The organism is Alkalihalobacillus sp. AL-G, from assembly GCF_030643805.1.
In the GTDB taxonomy this organism is placed as follows: domain Bacteria; phylum Bacillota; class Bacilli; order Bacillales; family Fictibacillaceae; genus Pseudalkalibacillus.
In genome coordinates, this window is record NZ_CP094656.1 from 4,071,417 (window position 1) to 4,087,664 (window position 16,248).

A 16,248-nucleotide genomic window follows, 5' to 3' on the forward strand; every position below is an offset into this window, starting at 1 on the left:
AACGCTTACATTTCAACAATATTCAGAAAATAAATGCTTCCTTTCTACTCATAAAGCTATAATGTTCAAAGTACAGTGCTTTATATCAGACTTTCAGATCAATATATAACTCTTCTAAGCTACTATTTTCCTATTATCATTAATTTCAGAATAGTCTTTAAAAGTAGACTATGTTACAATTATTAAAAATACTGTTACAACAAACTTCGAGCAAGGAGTATTTCAATGATTAAATTTGAAAACGTAAACAAATGGTTTGGGGACAATCATGTACTCAAAGACATTAATATGGAAATTGAAAACGGTGAAGTGGTTGTCGTCATCGGCCCTAGTGGGTCTGGCAAAAGTACTCTGATCCGCTGTATCAATGGACTTGAAGGATTTAAGGACGGACAAGTCGTTGTCAATGACCACAGCTTAAGCGATAAAAAGATTAAATTGAATGAATTCCGAAAAGACATCAGTATGGTATTTCAGCATTTTAATCTTTATCCACATATGAGTGTCCTGGACAACGTAACATTTGCCCCGCGTAAGGTTTTAAAGCTGCCTAAATTAAAGGCGGAGGACGAGGCTAAACACTATCTTGATAAAGTTGGCATTTTAGAAAAAGCAAGTGCACGCCCTTCTCAGCTATCTGGTGGCCAACAACAACGTGTAGCCATTGCTCGAGGACTCGCGATGAAGCCGAAGATTCTATTGTTCGATGAACCGACCTCTGCACTCGATCCTGAGATGATTAATGAAGTATTAGAGGTTATGAAACTATTAGCAAAAGAAGGTTCAACGATGGTTGTCGTCACGCACGAAATGGGATTTGCTCGTGAGGTGGCAGACCGGGTTATTTTTATGGATGAAGGACAAATTGTTGAGGTGAATACGCCAGAGGAGTTCTTCACCAATCCGAAGGAAGACAGGGCAAAGAACTTCTTAAGCAAAATCTTGTAATCAGCGCCCTTCTCATAAATTACATTTAATAATAAGGGGGATTTACCGTGAGACGAACGTTAATGGTCATGTTAGCAATGATACTTAGTTTTAGTTTCCTTTTAGCAGCATGTGGAGGGGACGGTTCTGGCGATGTTGAAGCTGGTACATTAGATGGTATTAAAGAGAGAGGTAAGTTGGTTGCTGGCGTAAAATATGACGTTAAGCTGTTTGGCTTAAAGGATCCTGAATCAGGTGATGTAAAAGGCTATGACATCGACTTGATGAAAGCCTTAGCAAAACACATTTTCGGTGAAGACAAGGATATTGATGAAATTCTTGAACTTGTACAGGTTAACTCAAAAACGCGTATGGAAATGGCATCCAGCGGGGAAATCGACCTTGCTTCAGCAACCGCGACGATTACCGCTGAGCGTGAGGAAACGGTTGACTTCAGTAACGTGTATTTCGTTGCAGGTCAATCACTCCTTGTCAAAGAAGGCAGTGATATCAAGAGTATTGAAGACCTCGGTGCAGATACCACGGTCATTGCTGTAAAAGGATCGACAAGTGAAAAGAACATCAGGGAAAAAGCTCCGGATGCTAAAGTAAGCTTGTATGACGATTATGCTCAAGCATTTACTGCGTTGAAATCCGGGAAAGGTGACACACTTACGACGGATAACGCGATCCTTGCTGGTATGCATAAGCAAGACCCAAGTTATGTTTTAACAGGTGGTTTATTTACAGAAGAGCCATACGGAATGATCTTCAATTCTGAGGATGACGAATTCAGAGAATATGTAAATGACTTCTTAAATGAAATGAAGGAGTCTGGTGAATTAGCGGAAATCCATAAAAAATGGTTTGGCGAAGCACCACCAGAAAACATTTTAAAAGAAAATCCTCACCTTAATTAAGAAAAGCGGAAGTGAAGTGGAGCTAGATATTATATCTTAGCCGTAAATTCATACGTTTAAATCGGGGTTGGTGTATTCCACCGACCCCATTTTAATTGCTCGTTAGGGTATAACTTTTCAACAAGAAGAATCTCGGCGCTGGAGAAAAGTTTACGTCCCAAGTATAAGCGCAAGGGCTTTATGGGAGGCCTTGGTCATACCCTTAGGTGCATCCCTTTAGGGACCAAGTTTTCTTTAGCATTGGGTATGTAAGATGGCCTATCAAAATAAAGGGGGAGAAAAATGGATGTAGAAAGCTTTGTGACCGTATTATCTCACATCGATCAATACTGGTCAGGGTTCGTCCGTACCCTTACAACAAGTATCGCAGCACTTATTATGAGTTTCATACTCGGTTTTACGATCGCGTCATTACGTGTATCCGGTATAAAAATCCTTGCATTTTTTGCAAGGTGGTACGTTGAATTTCTAAGAAATACACCGCTGCTTGTGCAAATCTTTTTCTTATATTATGCTTTGCCGCAGTTGAACATCGGATTTTTGAATTTATCAGGCTTTCAGGCGGGGATGTTAGGTCTTACCTTTTATACCGCAGCATATATAGCTGAAATTGTCCGTGCAGGTATCCAAACCGTTCACAGCGGACAAATGGAGGCTGCACGATCATCAGGATTGTCGTATTTTCAAGCTATGGTCCATATTATACTTCCTCAAGCCTTTCGTATTGTCATTCCGCCGCTAGGAACACAATTTATAAACCTTGTGAAAAACTCTGCTGTCCTGACATTCTTTGCAGGCTACGACTTGATGTATGTTGCCGATTCACTACAGGGGAGCACGGGAGAAGTTTTCGCAGTGTATATCATAGCAGGTGGCTTTTACTTGATGATGACGATACCTTTGAGTGTCCTTGTGAATTTCCTTGAAAGAAAATTGCTCGTTTAAGGAGGGATGTATATGGAAACAATTTTTGAGGCTTACAGCTGGGGAAACTTACAATTTTTGGGCAAAGGTATACTGATGACCCTCTTGTTAGCACTTGTTGCAATTACATTAAGCTTTGTCATAGGTGCATTATTAGCCATTTTTCGTTATAGTAAAACCCCTGTAATCGGACATCTCTCCTTTTTATATGTGGAGATTGTTCGGAACACACCATTGATTTTGATCTTGTTCTTTACGTATTTCGGGCTGCCAGAGCTTGGGGTCGATGTAAATCTGTTTTGGAAATTAGCGATTGCGTTGATCATATTTGAGATCAGCCAGCTTGCCGAAATTGTGCGTAGTGGATTCAATTCCATCGAGAAAGGGCAAATTGAGGCTTCTCGTGCTCAAGGGCTTAGTTACATACAGACACTTACATTCATTATTATTCCTCAAGCGTTTAAACGGATGATCCCCGCAATCGTTGGTCAGTTCATCACAATTGTGAAGGACACATCCTATACGGCCATGTTCGGTCTTCTTGAGATATTGAACTCGGCGAAAATCATTTGGAATCAGGATTTCGATTATATATTTCCGATCATTATTGCCGTTGCCATCATTTATTTTGTTATCAACTTTTCGCTCTCCACATTCAGCATAAGGCTGGAGAAAAGGTTGAGCTAGCAAGTAGAAAGGGAGTTCCGCCATTTATGGTGGAACTCCCCTTTTTATTTAGAAAGGAATTTTTTATTATATGCGGAATTTTCCTTAATTTGTTGTTTTTCGCCTTGACCAACACATACTGTGGTACCTCAAGTTTCTTTGCCACCTCAGGTTATTCACCTTGTAGCAATAAAAAACTGCCTCATGCTCGCAAGCAGGGACAGTTTTAGGTATGATTTGCAGTTTTTAAACGGAAAGTATCTCTACCGGGAATCCGACAAACAGCCCTGTTTCAATAACACCTGGGATGCTTTTGATTTCTTTTTCGTAGCTATTTGGAATTTCTTTAAAGCGGACATCCAGAATGATATTGCCTGCCTCGGTTAGGACAGGGCCATCCTTGGAAACAGCTAAACGCAGATTGACTTCTGTCGCTCCTAATTTATCGAGTTCCACTTCCACTAAGTTAACGGCTCTTGGGTCAACCTCAACTGGTACGGCAAACTTTTCGCCAAGCTTAGATACAAACTTCGATTGATCAACGAGGATATAGTTTTCAGAAGAGCTTTTCATTACGATTTTCTCGGCAAACATAGCGCCGCCTCTACCTTTTATCAGGCTTTTGTTCGGGTCAACCTCATCAGCACCATCAAACGCCCAATCCGGTTTCGCATTCAATAACGTTGTTGTCGGAATCCCTAAGATCGAGCAGGTTAGAGAAACCTCATGAGATGTAGGGATCGCCAGAACGTTCAACCCCTCTACTTTTACCTTTTCACTGATTGCTTGAAGGGCTAGAAATGACGTAGATCCAGAACCGACTCCAATCACATCTCCATCCTTCACTCTTTCTGCAACCTTTTGAGCAACTTTTTCTTTTTGTTCCTTATTGGATATTTCACTTGACCATTGTAATGTCGTCGCAATCTTGTTTTCCCAATTCATATCCTTAAATCCTCACCTTTTCATTTAGTGCTTTTCTAGTATCGACACTATTATCGAAATTATTATATCATAGTTGCCTATTGGTTGAGATACAGCAAAGTCAGGTTAGAAATGGTATTATTGATTCAAAGTAATCTTACAATAATTTTTGATTGAGAGGAGTGTTCTAGTTGGTTATCCAGCCAAATATGACACCAAAATCCATTGTGCTAATATGGCCAGAAACTGAAGATATCTTTGAACAGTTTAAGCTTGAAACCAAAGATCGACCATTAGAAGAGCTTTGCAACAATATTTTACTCGCAAAATTATTGCAAACTCTAAATGAAACCATCGGCAGTTCAAGTGCGACATGCATCGAGGGTGGCTGACAACTTAAATGAGAGGCAGGTTGCTTCTATAAAGTAAAGGACCAATCCAAAACATCGGTATACGTAGATGTTTGGTCAGCCCCTTTGATTTTGATCATTTTTTTGAAAGTAAGTCTTCACGTATTGGATTAAACGTATCCAAGATAACGCAATCCTCTATTACTCTTACCTGATGTGCTTTGTCTGAATCGATGTGCAAAACGTCACCCTGATTTAAGACTGTTTTTACACCATCGACCTCAAATTCCACTGTTCCTTTTTCAATATAGCTCATTTGTTCCTCAGGATGTTGATCGATGTTGCTAATAAACCCCTCTTGCAACTCTACTCTCACTAACATCAAAGAACCTTTTGCGCTTAAAATTTCTCTCTTTATCATCTCTATATTCCCTTCAGTTATTGCTTCTCTTAGAATATTTGTGGATTAATCATTTTAGGGACAAAAAACGCAATGTCTGGGAAAAAGGCGATGAACACTAATACAACAAGTACAATTAATATATACGGAAGTACCGCATACAAGGATCGATCAATCGATAAATCACCTATTTTAGCAGCTAGCAATAGACACAATCCATACGGGGGTGTAACAAGACCCACTGCTAACGTAATAACAACAATCAATCCAAGATGAACGGGATCAATTCCAAATTGTAATGCTGTCGGTAAAATGACCGGTACAAAAAGAATCATGGCAGGGATCGCATCCATAAACGTTCCGATAAACAGAAAGAATGCAATAATGATAATGATAAATAACCACTGGGATCCTATGTTGTTTTCGAAGAACTCTTGGGCTACAATCCCTAATCGATAGTAGCTCATTAACTCACCTAAAGCACTTGCTGCAGCTAGCGCGAAAAGGGAGAGCGAGCTTAAAGCTAAAGTATCAATTAATATTTTCGGTAAATCACTTAGTTTAAGCGTTCTATATATGAACATGCTTATGAGCAGTGTGTACAAGGAAGCGACTGCTGCTGCTTCTGTTGCTGTGAAAAACCCGCTGATTATCCCACCAATAATGATAATCGGAGTAAACAAGGCAGGAATCGTTTCGATCACTAGTTTCAAGAACTTTGATACAGCAACCCGGTCATATCTCGGGTAATCTTTCTTAATTGCCATAATATAGATGAAGATCATCATTCCAAGTCCGATCAATATTCCTGGAACAATCCCCCCAAGAAACAAAGCACCGACCGATGCGTTCGTCAGACCGGCAAAAATAATCATTGGGATACTTGGTGGAATGACGACTCCGATTGTTGATGAAGCTGCTGTTACTCCTACTGCGGTCTCTTTGTCATATCCTTTTTTTTGCATGCTCGGGATAAGGATTTTCCCAACTCCAGCAGTATCAGCTTGAGCAGCTCCGGAAACCCCTGCGAACATCATCGACACTAAAACGTTCGCATGTGCTAATCCACCTCTGATGGGTCCGACAATAGCTAGAGACAGCTCAATCAGCTTTTCTGAAATTTTACCAGAATTCATTAAATTAGCTGCTAATATGAAAAGGGGTACCGCAAGTAACACGAACGAGTCTAGACCATTCAACATTTTCATCGGAACTGTTAACTCTGGTATATACGGAATATTAGAAATACCAAGTAACGCTACGATTCCAATAACAAATGCAATCGGGATACCAATAAGCATTAAAATTATAAAAAGAGCCAGTAAAGCAAACCCCATTACTCATGCACCCCTTTCTGTCTTAATCCTTTGAAATGGTCCAGTAAGTGGGAAAATGAATAAATGAACATCGTGCATGCCATGATCGGCACAGAAATCCAAACATAGCCCATTTTCACTTCTGGTAACGAGACCCAATTATAGTTCCAGAACTTCTGTACAACCTCCACACCGTAATAGAAAATAGCGATGTTAAAAAGAATTAGAATGATATCGTTAAAAATACTCAACATGAGTCTTGGCCGATGTTTCAGCTTTCTTTGAAAAAAATCAAAATTAAAATGTTCCCTTCGATTCACCATTACAGCTGCACCCATAAATACAGCCCAAATAAAGGAATAGTTGGCCACTTCCTCTGTCCAAATTGCTGCTATGCCTAAATGCCTGGTTGTAATTTGTATCATAATTGTAATAAAGAAAATTGATAAAAAAATAACGCCTACGGTTATCTGGGCTTTTTCAAGAATCTTGATAAAACGCTGCACAGTTCTCCCCCCTCTATGAAAATATAAGTTAAGGACACGGTCGTGCCCTTAACCTGAATCTATCATCTTTACTTTAAATTTCTTACCTTTTCCAGTAGATCCTCTATGCCCATTTCTTTCGCTGCTTTATCCTGTAGTGGAGTAGCTAATTCAATGAAAGGTGTTCGATCGATTTCATTCACTTTTGCACCTTCGTCAATTGCCTTTTGTTTATACTCTTCTTCTTGGTCATAAAGTGCTTGTCTTTCAGCTTTAACGGATGCCTCGGCAGCTTTTAAAATGATTTCTTGTTGTTCTTTCGTATATGAATCGAACTTATTACCATTCACTAATAGGAATCTAGTTGTATAATCGTGACCTGTTTCTGTAATGAACTTCCCGTTAGCAGTTGAATGGTGGTTCTGCTGGACGAAATATGGGTAAGCATTTTCTGCAGAATCGACAACATCTTGTTGTAATGCTTGGTATAATTCTCCCCATGCAACTGAAGTAGGGATAGCGCCTGTGCTCTTCCAATAGTCAGCTACGACACCTGATGTTTGGGTTCTAATTGTAACCCCTTTCAAATCATCCATTGAATTAAGTGGCTTTTTACCATAATAATGTCTTACACCTGCAGTCCAGTATCCGATCAATTTAAAATCATTGTTTGACTTTTCATTGATGATGCTAGCCATCTTTTCTCCTACTTCTCCGTCTACCACGGCTTCCCAATGATCATAGCTATCAAATAAATATGGAAGTGCGAACAAATTAACTTCCTCAATTCCGGTTTGCGTCATGAATCCTGGTGAAACAAGTACAACATCCGCAGCTCCCAGCTTCAACTTCTCTACAAGCTCAGATTCCTCTGTTCCAATCGTACCAGCATGGACCTCTACTTCAATTGCTCCATCCGACTCACTTTCAGCAACTTCCTTGAATTTCAATAAACCTGTTTGATATGGGTTTTCAGGCGAAGTTTGGTTATGAGCGGCAATGATTTTTATTTTACCTTCGTTTTCACCTGAATCATTAGTTCCCTCTTCATTGCTACATCCTGCTAAAAATACAAAAACAGATAATAATAATGCGATTGGTAATGAAAATAGTTTTTTCATTTATAGATCTCCTCTCAAATTTAAAAATCCTATTGTGAATTCGGTAAATTAAACATTTACTTCCTTGAGTTTACTTACGTACTTGGCGGCGTTTTTAGTAAGGTTAGAAAAATCATTTTCTGTCTTCAGTTTCTTACAATCTACTAAGTTGCTACCAATACCGACCGCAACACCTCCTTGATTGAGATAGTCATTCATGTTTTCCAGGTTGATCCCTCCAGTAACCATCAGCGGTATACTAGGTAATGGGCCGTGGATACTTTTTATATAAGCAGGTCCAAAAGCATTTGCAGGGAAAATTTTAATCATATCTGCTCCATGTTCATAGGCTGTTAGAATCTCGGTAGGTGTCAGCGAGCCTGGAATACAAACAACACCATATCGTTTAGTTAATTTGATCGTTTCTAGATTTAATGTAGGCGAAACGATAAACTGAGCTCCTGCCATGATGACGGATCTAGCAGTCTCAGGATCAAGAACGGTTCCAGCCCCTACAATAATCCTGTCACCAAAACTTTGTACCACCTTATCTATAATTGCAGTAATATTCTTCGTTTCAGCTGTTAGTTCAATTACCTTGACGCCTCCGTTATATAAAGCACCAACGATAGGCTCAATGGTCTGTACATCAGCTTCACGGATAACAGCAACGATTTTGTTTTCTTTTATTTCCGAAATGACACTCATTTCATCACCTTTTCGTCTTGTTTTATTCCAGGTTTGCATGACGCTGATTCAATTGATTCGTCTCGTGCCCATCCTTTTCGTTTTTCAAAAGATGTACTACGATTGCATCCAGGATTAAATGGGCCGATTGGTCAAATTGACTTCCAAGTGGTTGAATCGTCTCTGGTTCCTCTGGCTTTCGATGCTTTGTTGCAGCTCGTATGACTAGGCAACCATCACTAAGGTCAGCGATCTGTGAATTCGGGTTGGTCGTTACTAAAAATAGATCTGCTCCAACTTCCTTTGCTTTCGTTCCAAACTGTAACAGTGAGCCTGTCGATCCAGACCCGGATATGACGATAAGCAAGTCATCTGAGGAAATGCTTGGCGTGATCGTTTCGCCTACAACATATACGGGATAGCCGCCTTGCATCAATCTCATTGCGAACACTTTTCCGATCAACCCGGAGCGCCCTGTGCCGGAGACGAAGATACGCTTCGCATTCTGAATCTTTTCCGAAAGATGTACCGCTTCAAGCTCGTCAACATTCGATAACACTTCTGTGATCTCTGCTGAAATCGTCGTTATGATTGATTTCATAATTTACTTATCAACCCTTTCATTTCGGAAGCAACCTTATTCATATTTTCTGCTTGAGTTATTGCACTACCAACGATAATGATGTCTGGATTTTTTTTGATTATGTCAGGAAGCGTTGTCAGGTTAATCCCCCCTGCTACGGCGACTTCAAATCGCTGACTCTTATTAGTAAGGGTAAATAAATCAGTTGGGAGTTCACCTTCCTGCTGCATATCCTTTCCAAAGTGTAGGCTGACTAAATCTACACCGAGCTCTTCTAATTCGATCATTTTGCTTTGATCCTGAATTCCTAATAAATCAACCATGATTCTTTTGTTGTATTTTTCTGCTTCATCAAGACTATCCGTAATTGTCTTCTTTGCTGAAAATGCCATGACCGTAGTGATATCCGCCCCAGCCTCAAATGCTTGTACTGTTTCAAACTTACCTGCATCACATGTTTTCATGTCCGCAACTAATGTTATATCTGGATACTTCACTTTGATTTCACGAATGATCGTCATTCCATATTCTTTTATTACACCTGTCCCTACTTCAATCAGGTCGATGTAATGTTCGGTTTCTTTGATTACTTGAAAACATTTCTCCCTAGTGAGTCTGTCAAGAGCAAGCTGGATTTTCATTGATTTCGCCTCCAAACTATCTTTCGATGAATTCCTTCTGCCCCATTTTGATTAAGACATCATCTATATACGGCATTCCCTCATTATCGCCTGATACACTAACAACCATCGATCCGATCAGATTCGCGACATGTAAGGTTTTTTTAAGGTCCCAATTGTTCAATAGCCCATAAATGAATCCAGAATCAAATCCATCACCAGCCCCGACTGTATCCACTACCTTGTTTACCTTTACAGGTGGTGCTTCTACATATTGACCATTCGAATATCCGCAAGACCCCTTGTCCCCTTGTTTTATCGCAACATGAGAAACTCCAAATGTTTTTGCCTTCTCGATAATTTCTTTCGGGTCATTTACTCTAAAAAGGATTTCTGCCTCTTCAACCCCCGTCAACAACACATCTACATAGGGTAGAAACTCTAGTAATGCTTCTCGAGCTTCTTGTTTGTTCCACAATTTCAAGCGAATATTAGGATCAAGTGATACAAGAACACCATTTTCCTTTGCAAGCTTAATCGCGTGTTTGACCAAAGGAATGTTTTTCTTCTTATCAATCGATGGAAAAACACCCGTGATATGGAGAAGCCTTGCTTGTTTAATGTATTCCTCATTAAGTGTATCTTTGGTCAGTACTGTAGTCGGTGAATGATCTCTGTAGTAAAAGGTCCTGCCGCTTCCATCTTCCATTATTTCTTTAAAATTGAGTGATGTGCTGTACCCCTCTACCAACTCAACCTGTGACACATCAATTCCTTCACCACGTACAAAGTTGTAAATAAATCGACCGAATTCGTCTTTACCCAGGCGGCTCATCCAGCCTGTCTTCAACCCTAAACGCGAGCAGCCGAGGGCAACATTAAGTTCTGCACTTCCAACTTTTCTTTCAAAGGAAGACACATACCGCATCGGCCCAGTTGAAATTGGGTTAAACGTTATCATCGCATCTCCAATTGTAATCACATCATTCATAGCACATAACATCCTTATCTATGATCTGTGTAAAAGTTAACACGAAGATCGTTCTATTAGTGTAGGTTCGAAACGGTGAACGTGCTGCGTATGTTCGTCGTCTCTCTTCTGAATTTTCTCAAGCAATAGTTCTGCTGCCTTCTTACCCATTTCAAAGGTCGGTTGAGCGATTGTCGTTAATGATGGGCTGTAAAAGCTAGCAAATGAAACATCATCGATACCAATTAATGCTAACGATTCTGGTGTTTTTATTTGGTGCTCTTTAGTGTATTTTAAAATTTCAATAAGAGCTAAATCATTACCGGCAAGAATAGCCTCCGGTGGATCTGCTGACTCAAACATTTGTTTTAGCCCTGTCTGTATTTGATCGATTTCCAGACTCTGAATATATTCCGGGACAACAGGCAGCCCCTTTTCCTTTAACGCCTTTTTATATCCATTTATTCGTTCAACCCTTGGCGATACATTTTTAATAATCGAGGTCGTTACGATCCCGATTCGCCGATAGCCTTTCTCAATAAAATGCTCAACAGCTACCTTTGATGCCATCTCGTTGTCTAGCATAATCGATGGGACAGGAACATCAGGTACACTCCGGTCTACAAAAATCACTGGATAGTTGATACTGATCATTCTTTTATACAGAGCCACATTGTCACCAGTTGGAAAAATGATAAGACCATCGACCTGTTTGGCTCTTAACATATCGATATACTTCTTTTCCTTCGTTGGATCGTCATCGGCATTACAGACGATGATATGGAAATCCAGTTCATGACATACATCCTCAATTGCCCGGATCACTTGGGTTGAGAATTCATGAAGGATGTTCGCCACAATGACTCCTATCGTGGTTGTGGACTTCTGCTTTAAACTTCTCGCGACAATATTCGGTTGGTACCCTAGATCCTCGATTGCCGCTTCGATTCGCTGCTTTGTCTTTTCAGCCATATAATCATATCGTTTATTCAAATATTGGGAGATTGTGCTTTTTGATACTTCGGCATGCTTTGCCACATCTGAGATTGTAACCGTTTTCATCGAATCTTCTCCTATATGAAACGTTATTTGTATTTTAACTAAATCGGTTTAGTAAATCGGTTTAGTTCGAGTATAAAAGATTTGTAAGCGCTTTACAAGGATTTTTTATTTTAAATTAAAAAACCCGAGTGCCGTGCAGCACCGAGTTTTGGAGTTCCAAACGATATTCTTTTCCCATGACTTCTCTTTAATCTTTTTTTAAAAAGGTACTCGGCATCACCGCAGCGACGACTTCTCCACGGGCACAAAGGGTGTCATCAGCATAGACCTCCGTTTCAACCTTCCACTTTTTCGGATGGATCTCGTGAATGGTTCCAACCGCTTTTAGAGGGACATCCTGTGGGGTTGGCTTTAAATAGTCAACGTGTAAGGATGCTGTAACAAACCGAGGAGGCTCCGTTCCGTCCCCTGGTTCATGTCCATTCTTCCGGTGCAACGCAAGCGCAGCCGATCCTGTTCCATGACAATCGATGAAAGACGCGATCAATCCGCCGTAAACAAAGCCGGGAATTGCCATATGCTTTGGTTCTGGTGAATAGATTGTTACTGTATGGTCCCCTTGCCATCCTGTTCGAAAATGATGGCCATCTTCATTCAACCGACCACAACCATAACACGATGCAAAATCATCTGGATACTCATCTTGAATTGCCTTTACAACCTTCTCCTCCATCATTCATCCCCCTTTTTTACAATAGTATAGCACACCAAATCCGAATGCAGAGCCAGACCCTATTGGTGCGGTTGCAAATCCTTTTACATTATCTAGACAACTGCGAAATTTGAAAATCATCTGCGAAAACCTGAAAAGATCTGCGAAATCTCGAAATTAACTGCGAAAATGGAAATTCGAAGGTTTGACCAAAAGAGCACGGGGCGTAATCCCGTGCTCCTTCCGCTCTTCACTTATACCATCACTTTGCACATATCGTTCGTGAATTCGACCGGATCGTGGATCGGCAGCCCTTCGATAAGGAGTGCTTGATTGTACAATAGGTTCGTGTACAATCCTAACTTCTCTTTATCATTTTCATACGCCTCTTTCAATGCTGAGAAGACGTCGTGATTGACATTGATTTCTAAAACCTTATCAGCCTTCACATTCTGGTTGTTCGGCATCGCCTTCAGGATCTTCTCCATTTCAATTGATACTTCGCCTTCCGTTGAAAGACAAACCGGATGTGACTTCAATCGCTTGGAAGCCCGTACATCCTTCACCTTATCGGACAACACCTGTTTCATATGTTCGAAAAGCTCTTGATTTCCGTTGTCTTCAGCTTCGTTATCAGACGTTTTGTCGTCGTCTTCAAATCCTAAATCACCGCTCGACACGGACTTGAATTCTTTCTCCTTATACTGCATCAGCATTTTGATCGCGAATTCATCCACTTCATCTGTAAAATAAAGAATTTCATATCCCTTATCCGTGACGACTTCCGTCTGAGGAAGCTTTTCGATCCGCTCATGGCTCTCTCCAGAAGCATAATAAATGTACTTCTGATCGTCGCTCATCCGTGAGACGTATTCATCCAACGTCACCAGCTTCTTTTCCTTGGAGGAATAGAACATCAATAGCTCCTGCAAGTCCTCTTTATTCGCACCAAAATCACTATAGACGCCGTATTTCAGCTGACGACCGAACGTTTCAAAAAACTTCACAAACGTTTCGCGGTCGTCCTTCAGCAAGCTTTGCAAGTCTTTCTTGATCTTATTCTTAATGTTTTTCGCAATCAGCTTCAGCTGGCGATCTTGCTGCAGCATCTCCCTAGAAATGTTCAACGATAAGTCCTCTGAATCGACCATCCCTTTTACGAAGCTGAAATAGTCCGGCAGCAGGTCTGAGCACTTCTCCATGATCAAAACACCATTCGAATAAAGCTCCAGCCCTTTTTCAAATTCCTTCGTGTAATAATCGAACGGAATCTGCTCCGGCACATAAAGGATCGCATTGTAGCGTGCGGCACCATCCACCTTAATATGGATGTGCTTTAACGGCTTGTCGAAACCATAATGCTTTTCCTTGTAAAAATTCTCGTAATCCTCGTCGGTGAGCTCGCTTTTATTCTTGCGCCAAATCGGCACCATGCTGTTGATGACCTGCTCTTCGGTCACGTCCTCGTACTCATCCTCCGTACCTTCCTTCTTTTTGCGTTCCGTTACATCCATCTTGATCGGATAACGGATGAAATCAGAGTACTTCTTGATGATCGCCTTCAGACGGTACTCCTCTAAAAACTCGTCGAAATCCTCTTCTTCGGTGTTCTCCTTGATCTTGAGGATAACCTCCGTCCCAATGGAATCCTTGTCATGCGAGACGATCCTGTAACCGTCTGTACCCTTCGATTCCCACTTAAAAGCTTCATCACTTCCCAATGCTTTACTGATTACTGTGACAACATCTGCTGCCATGAATGCCGCATAGAAGCCGACCCCGAACTGGCCGATGATGTCATGCCCATCCTTCGCTTCATTTTCAGTTTTAAATGCCAATGAACCGCTCTTCGCGATTGTGCCAAGGTTTTTCTCGAGCTCTTCCTTCGTCATCCCAATCCCGGTATCGGTGATTGTCAATGTACGGCTGTCCTTGTCCGCACTCACCTTTATGTAGTAACTATCCTTGTCAAAACGGATGCCCTCGTCCGTCAATGCCTTATAGTAGATTTTATCGATTGCATCACTGGCGTTAGAAATCAATTCTCGTAAAAAGACCTCTTTTTGAGAATAAATCGAGTTGATCATCATTTCCAGCAATCTCTTCGATTCTGCTTTAAACTGTTTTTTCGCCATTTCAAGTGTCCCCTTTCCACTAATGGTTTCATCGATTCATAGTTTAGCACTCGCTCCATACGGGTGCTAACCACTATTTTAATACCATAAAATAGGCTATCGTGTCAATCGATCGTATAATGTTCTTTTATAATAGAAAAACCGCCTTAATAATAGACGGTTTTCAGGGTTGATCATTCAGATTATAGACTTGGATCCAGTTTAGGGTTAGGTCCATATTGATTCTCTGTGGACTCGCTATCTAAGCAATTAAAGACAAGTAACACAATTGCGCCAATGAGCGGAACAAGACTGATTAAAATCCACCAGCCGGTTCTTCCAATATCATGTAACCTACGGACTGACACAGCAAGAGATGGCAATAGTACCGCCAATGAATAAAGTATTGAAAGCAATGTATCAGCATCAAAAGCCATTCCTATCAGGCTAACCGCAAGGGAAATGAGAAAATTAAAAAGTACAAACATCCAGTATTCTTTCCGGCGAGCTCTTCCTTCAAACTTTACATAATTTTTTATTACCTTTAAATACCACTGCATTAAAAATACCCCCCTATAATCTATTTTTGAGCAGCATAACCATTAAATAATGCCTATTAACAATTCTACATTTTTTTACTTTTTTCTGCAATAATCGTCAATTAACAAGAAACTAACAATCTACTACTTCCGAAGATTCCACCCTTTAAAAAACTGACCTTAAGACATTCTTATTAAATATTGCAGGCTTTATGGAGTTTCTGACATAACATCTTTTATTTTTGCTTGTATGATTAACCGATGTGTGGCAGTTTCAATAGGATCACATGTATTCAAGGTTAATAGTTTGTCATTTCCATAGCCCTCTAAAACAGATAAATTGTCAGGGTCACCAACCAACATGTTATAAACTTTATAAATATATTGATGTTGCCTATCCTTCACTATTATTTCATCGTGAACCTTTTGTACGGCCTACCCTGATCAGTGGAATCCATTCAATCAGTTTTTCAGGATCGTCTGAAAATTCCATGCCTTGAAATAGGGGATTATATGACAGCGCTTCATAACGCTTTTTTAAAAACGTAACATTCTCTTCCCCTTGTATCATATGAGGTAATGGTATGATGAAGTCCTGCGGATTACGAATCAGATTTCTGTTTACAAGATACGACCAAAACTGTCTGGAAAGCTGGAACTGTTCATTGATTTTGATCGCTTTGCTGATATCGATGTATCCGTCAGGTTTTTCGGATGTATAGTTAATTCGCACAGTGCAGCATGGCCTGTACCCGCATTCCTGTTTTAATTACACAAAAAGCAAGGCTCCCTAAATCAGCTCGATTTTCTTTGAATCAATTCTATTTCTTGAGGCGTTACCAGGTAGATTCTTGATAACTCCCCCTTTGCTAATTCAACATTTATAAACTGAACATGACTAACAATTGTGTTGGGAGTATGCTTGTTTACCCAAATATCTGGTACTTCATGTGTAGACTGATATGAAAAAGGATTGTCGTTACAATTGAGGGGGAATCTCTTGACGAAC

General features: G+C 40.3%; 19 protein-coding genes and 1 pseudogene. 5 read left to right on the forward strand and 15 right to left on the reverse strand.

The features are described 5' to 3' along the window. Positions 1-225: 225 nt before the first annotated feature. The 4 genes from MOJ78_RS20455 (at position 226) to MOJ78_RS20470 (ending at position 3,458) form a co-directional block, all read left to right on the forward strand. Positions 226-948 carry an amino acid ABC transporter ATP-binding protein gene (locus MOJ78_RS20455; RefSeq protein ID WP_304979165.1) on the forward strand — a complete coding sequence of 241 codons (723 nt, stop codon included), beginning with the start codon at positions 226-228 and terminating at the stop codon, positions 946-948. Positions 949-1,010: 62 nt separating this feature from the next. Beyond that, the gene (locus tag MOJ78_RS20460; RefSeq protein ID WP_370529833.1) at positions 1,011-1,847 is read left to right on the forward strand and encodes a transporter substrate-binding domain-containing protein; all 837 of its coding nucleotides are present in this window, start codon (positions 1,011-1,013) and stop codon (positions 1,845-1,847) included. Between the two features lie 282 nt (positions 1,848-2,129). Beyond that, positions 2,130-2,792, forward strand: a complete 663-nt coding sequence (locus MOJ78_RS20465) for an amino acid ABC transporter permease (RefSeq protein WP_304979166.1) — start codon at positions 2,130-2,132, stop codon at positions 2,790-2,792. A gap of 12 nt (positions 2,793-2,804) precedes the next feature. Continuing rightward, positions 2,805-3,458: an amino acid ABC transporter permease gene (locus tag MOJ78_RS20470; RefSeq protein WP_304979167.1), complete on the forward strand. Its 654-nt coding sequence runs from the start codon at positions 2,805-2,807 to the stop codon at positions 3,456-3,458. 225 nt (positions 3,459-3,683) lie between these two features. Here the strand turns inward: MOJ78_RS20470 and rpiA are convergent, their stop codons facing one another. Beyond that, positions 3,684-4,382, reverse strand: a complete 699-nt coding sequence (gene rpiA, locus MOJ78_RS20475; RefSeq protein ID WP_304979168.1) for a ribose 5-phosphate isomerase A — start codon at positions 4,380-4,382, stop codon at positions 3,684-3,686. A gap of 170 nt (positions 4,383-4,552) precedes the next feature. Here rpiA and MOJ78_RS20480 point away from each other — a divergent pair, with 170 nt between their 5' ends. After that, positions 4,553-4,753, forward strand: a complete 201-nt coding sequence (locus MOJ78_RS20480) for a hypothetical protein (RefSeq protein ID WP_304979169.1) — start codon at positions 4,553-4,555, stop codon at positions 4,751-4,753. Positions 4,754-4,847: 94 nt separating this feature from the next. Here the strand turns inward: MOJ78_RS20480 and MOJ78_RS20485 are convergent, their stop codons facing one another. The 14 genes and pseudogenes from MOJ78_RS20485 to MOJ78_RS20550 form a co-directional block, all read right to left on the reverse strand. Continuing rightward, a complete protein-coding gene (locus MOJ78_RS20485; protein WP_304979170.1) occupies positions 4,848-5,132 on the reverse strand; it encodes a cupin domain-containing protein in 285 nt (94 codons plus the stop codon). Between the two features lie 29 nt (positions 5,133-5,161). Next, positions 5,162-6,448: a TRAP transporter large permease gene (locus MOJ78_RS20490; RefSeq protein WP_304979171.1), complete on the reverse strand. Its 1,287-nt coding sequence runs from the start codon at positions 6,446-6,448 to the stop codon at positions 5,162-5,164. Continuing rightward, a complete protein-coding gene (locus MOJ78_RS20495; protein WP_304979172.1) occupies positions 6,448-6,933 on the reverse strand; it encodes a TRAP transporter small permease in 486 nt (161 codons plus the stop codon). Before MOJ78_RS20495 ends, MOJ78_RS20490 begins: the two co-directional genes overlap by 1 nt. A gap of 68 nt (positions 6,934-7,001) precedes the next feature. Continuing rightward, the gene (locus MOJ78_RS20500) at positions 7,002-8,033 is read right to left on the reverse strand and encodes a TRAP transporter substrate-binding protein (protein WP_304979173.1); all 1,032 of its coding nucleotides are present in this window, start codon (positions 8,031-8,033) and stop codon (positions 7,002-7,004) included. Between the two features lie 48 nt (positions 8,034-8,081). Then, a complete protein-coding gene (locus MOJ78_RS20505; protein WP_304979174.1) occupies positions 8,082-8,720 on the reverse strand; it encodes a bifunctional 4-hydroxy-2-oxoglutarate aldolase/2-dehydro-3-deoxy-phosphogluconate aldolase in 639 nt (212 codons plus the stop codon). A 22-nt stretch (positions 8,721-8,742) separates the two neighbouring features. Next, positions 8,743-9,300 carry a 6-phospho-3-hexuloisomerase gene (gene hxlB, locus MOJ78_RS20510; RefSeq protein ID WP_304979175.1) on the reverse strand — a complete coding sequence of 186 codons (558 nt, stop codon included), beginning with the start codon at positions 9,298-9,300 and terminating at the stop codon, positions 8,743-8,745. After that, positions 9,297-9,923, reverse strand: a complete 627-nt coding sequence (gene hxlA, locus MOJ78_RS20515; RefSeq protein ID WP_304979176.1) for a 3-hexulose-6-phosphate synthase — start codon at positions 9,921-9,923, stop codon at positions 9,297-9,299. Before hxlA ends, hxlB begins: the two co-directional genes overlap by 4 nt. A 16-nt stretch (positions 9,924-9,939) precedes the next feature. After that, positions 9,940-10,893, reverse strand: coding sequence for a sugar kinase (locus MOJ78_RS20520; protein WP_304979177.1), 954 nt, complete (start codon positions 10,891-10,893; stop codon positions 9,940-9,942). A 36-nt stretch (positions 10,894-10,929) separates the two neighbouring features. After that, positions 10,930-11,934 carry a LacI family DNA-binding transcriptional regulator gene (locus MOJ78_RS20525; protein ID WP_304979178.1) on the reverse strand — a complete coding sequence of 335 codons (1,005 nt, stop codon included), beginning with the start codon at positions 11,932-11,934 and terminating at the stop codon, positions 10,930-10,932. A gap of 187 nt (positions 11,935-12,121) precedes the next feature. Beyond that, positions 12,122-12,607, reverse strand: coding sequence for a PaaI family thioesterase (locus MOJ78_RS20530; RefSeq protein ID WP_304979179.1), 486 nt, complete (start codon positions 12,605-12,607; stop codon positions 12,122-12,124). Between the two features lie 233 nt (positions 12,608-12,840). Further along, on the reverse strand, positions 12,841-14,721 hold the full coding sequence (gene htpG / locus MOJ78_RS20535; protein ID WP_304979180.1) for a molecular chaperone HtpG: 1,881 nt from the start codon (positions 14,719-14,721) through the stop codon (positions 12,841-12,843). Positions 14,722-14,903: 182 nt separating this feature from the next. Further along, positions 14,904-15,260 (reverse strand): DUF805 domain-containing protein, encoded by a 357-nt coding sequence (locus tag MOJ78_RS20540; RefSeq protein ID WP_304979181.1) that lies wholly within the window; start codon positions 15,258-15,260, stop codon positions 14,904-14,906. Positions 15,261-15,449: 189 nt separating this feature from the next. Then, the gene (locus MOJ78_RS20545) at positions 15,450-15,644 is read right to left on the reverse strand and encodes a sortase domain-containing protein (protein WP_304979182.1); all 195 of its coding nucleotides are present in this window, start codon (positions 15,642-15,644) and stop codon (positions 15,450-15,452) included. Positions 15,645-15,666: 22 nt separating this feature from the next. Beyond that, positions 15,667-15,998: pseudogene (locus tag MOJ78_RS20550) on the reverse strand (malate:quinone oxidoreductase); the annotation flags it as partial. Positions 15,999-16,248 lie beyond the last annotated feature (250 nt).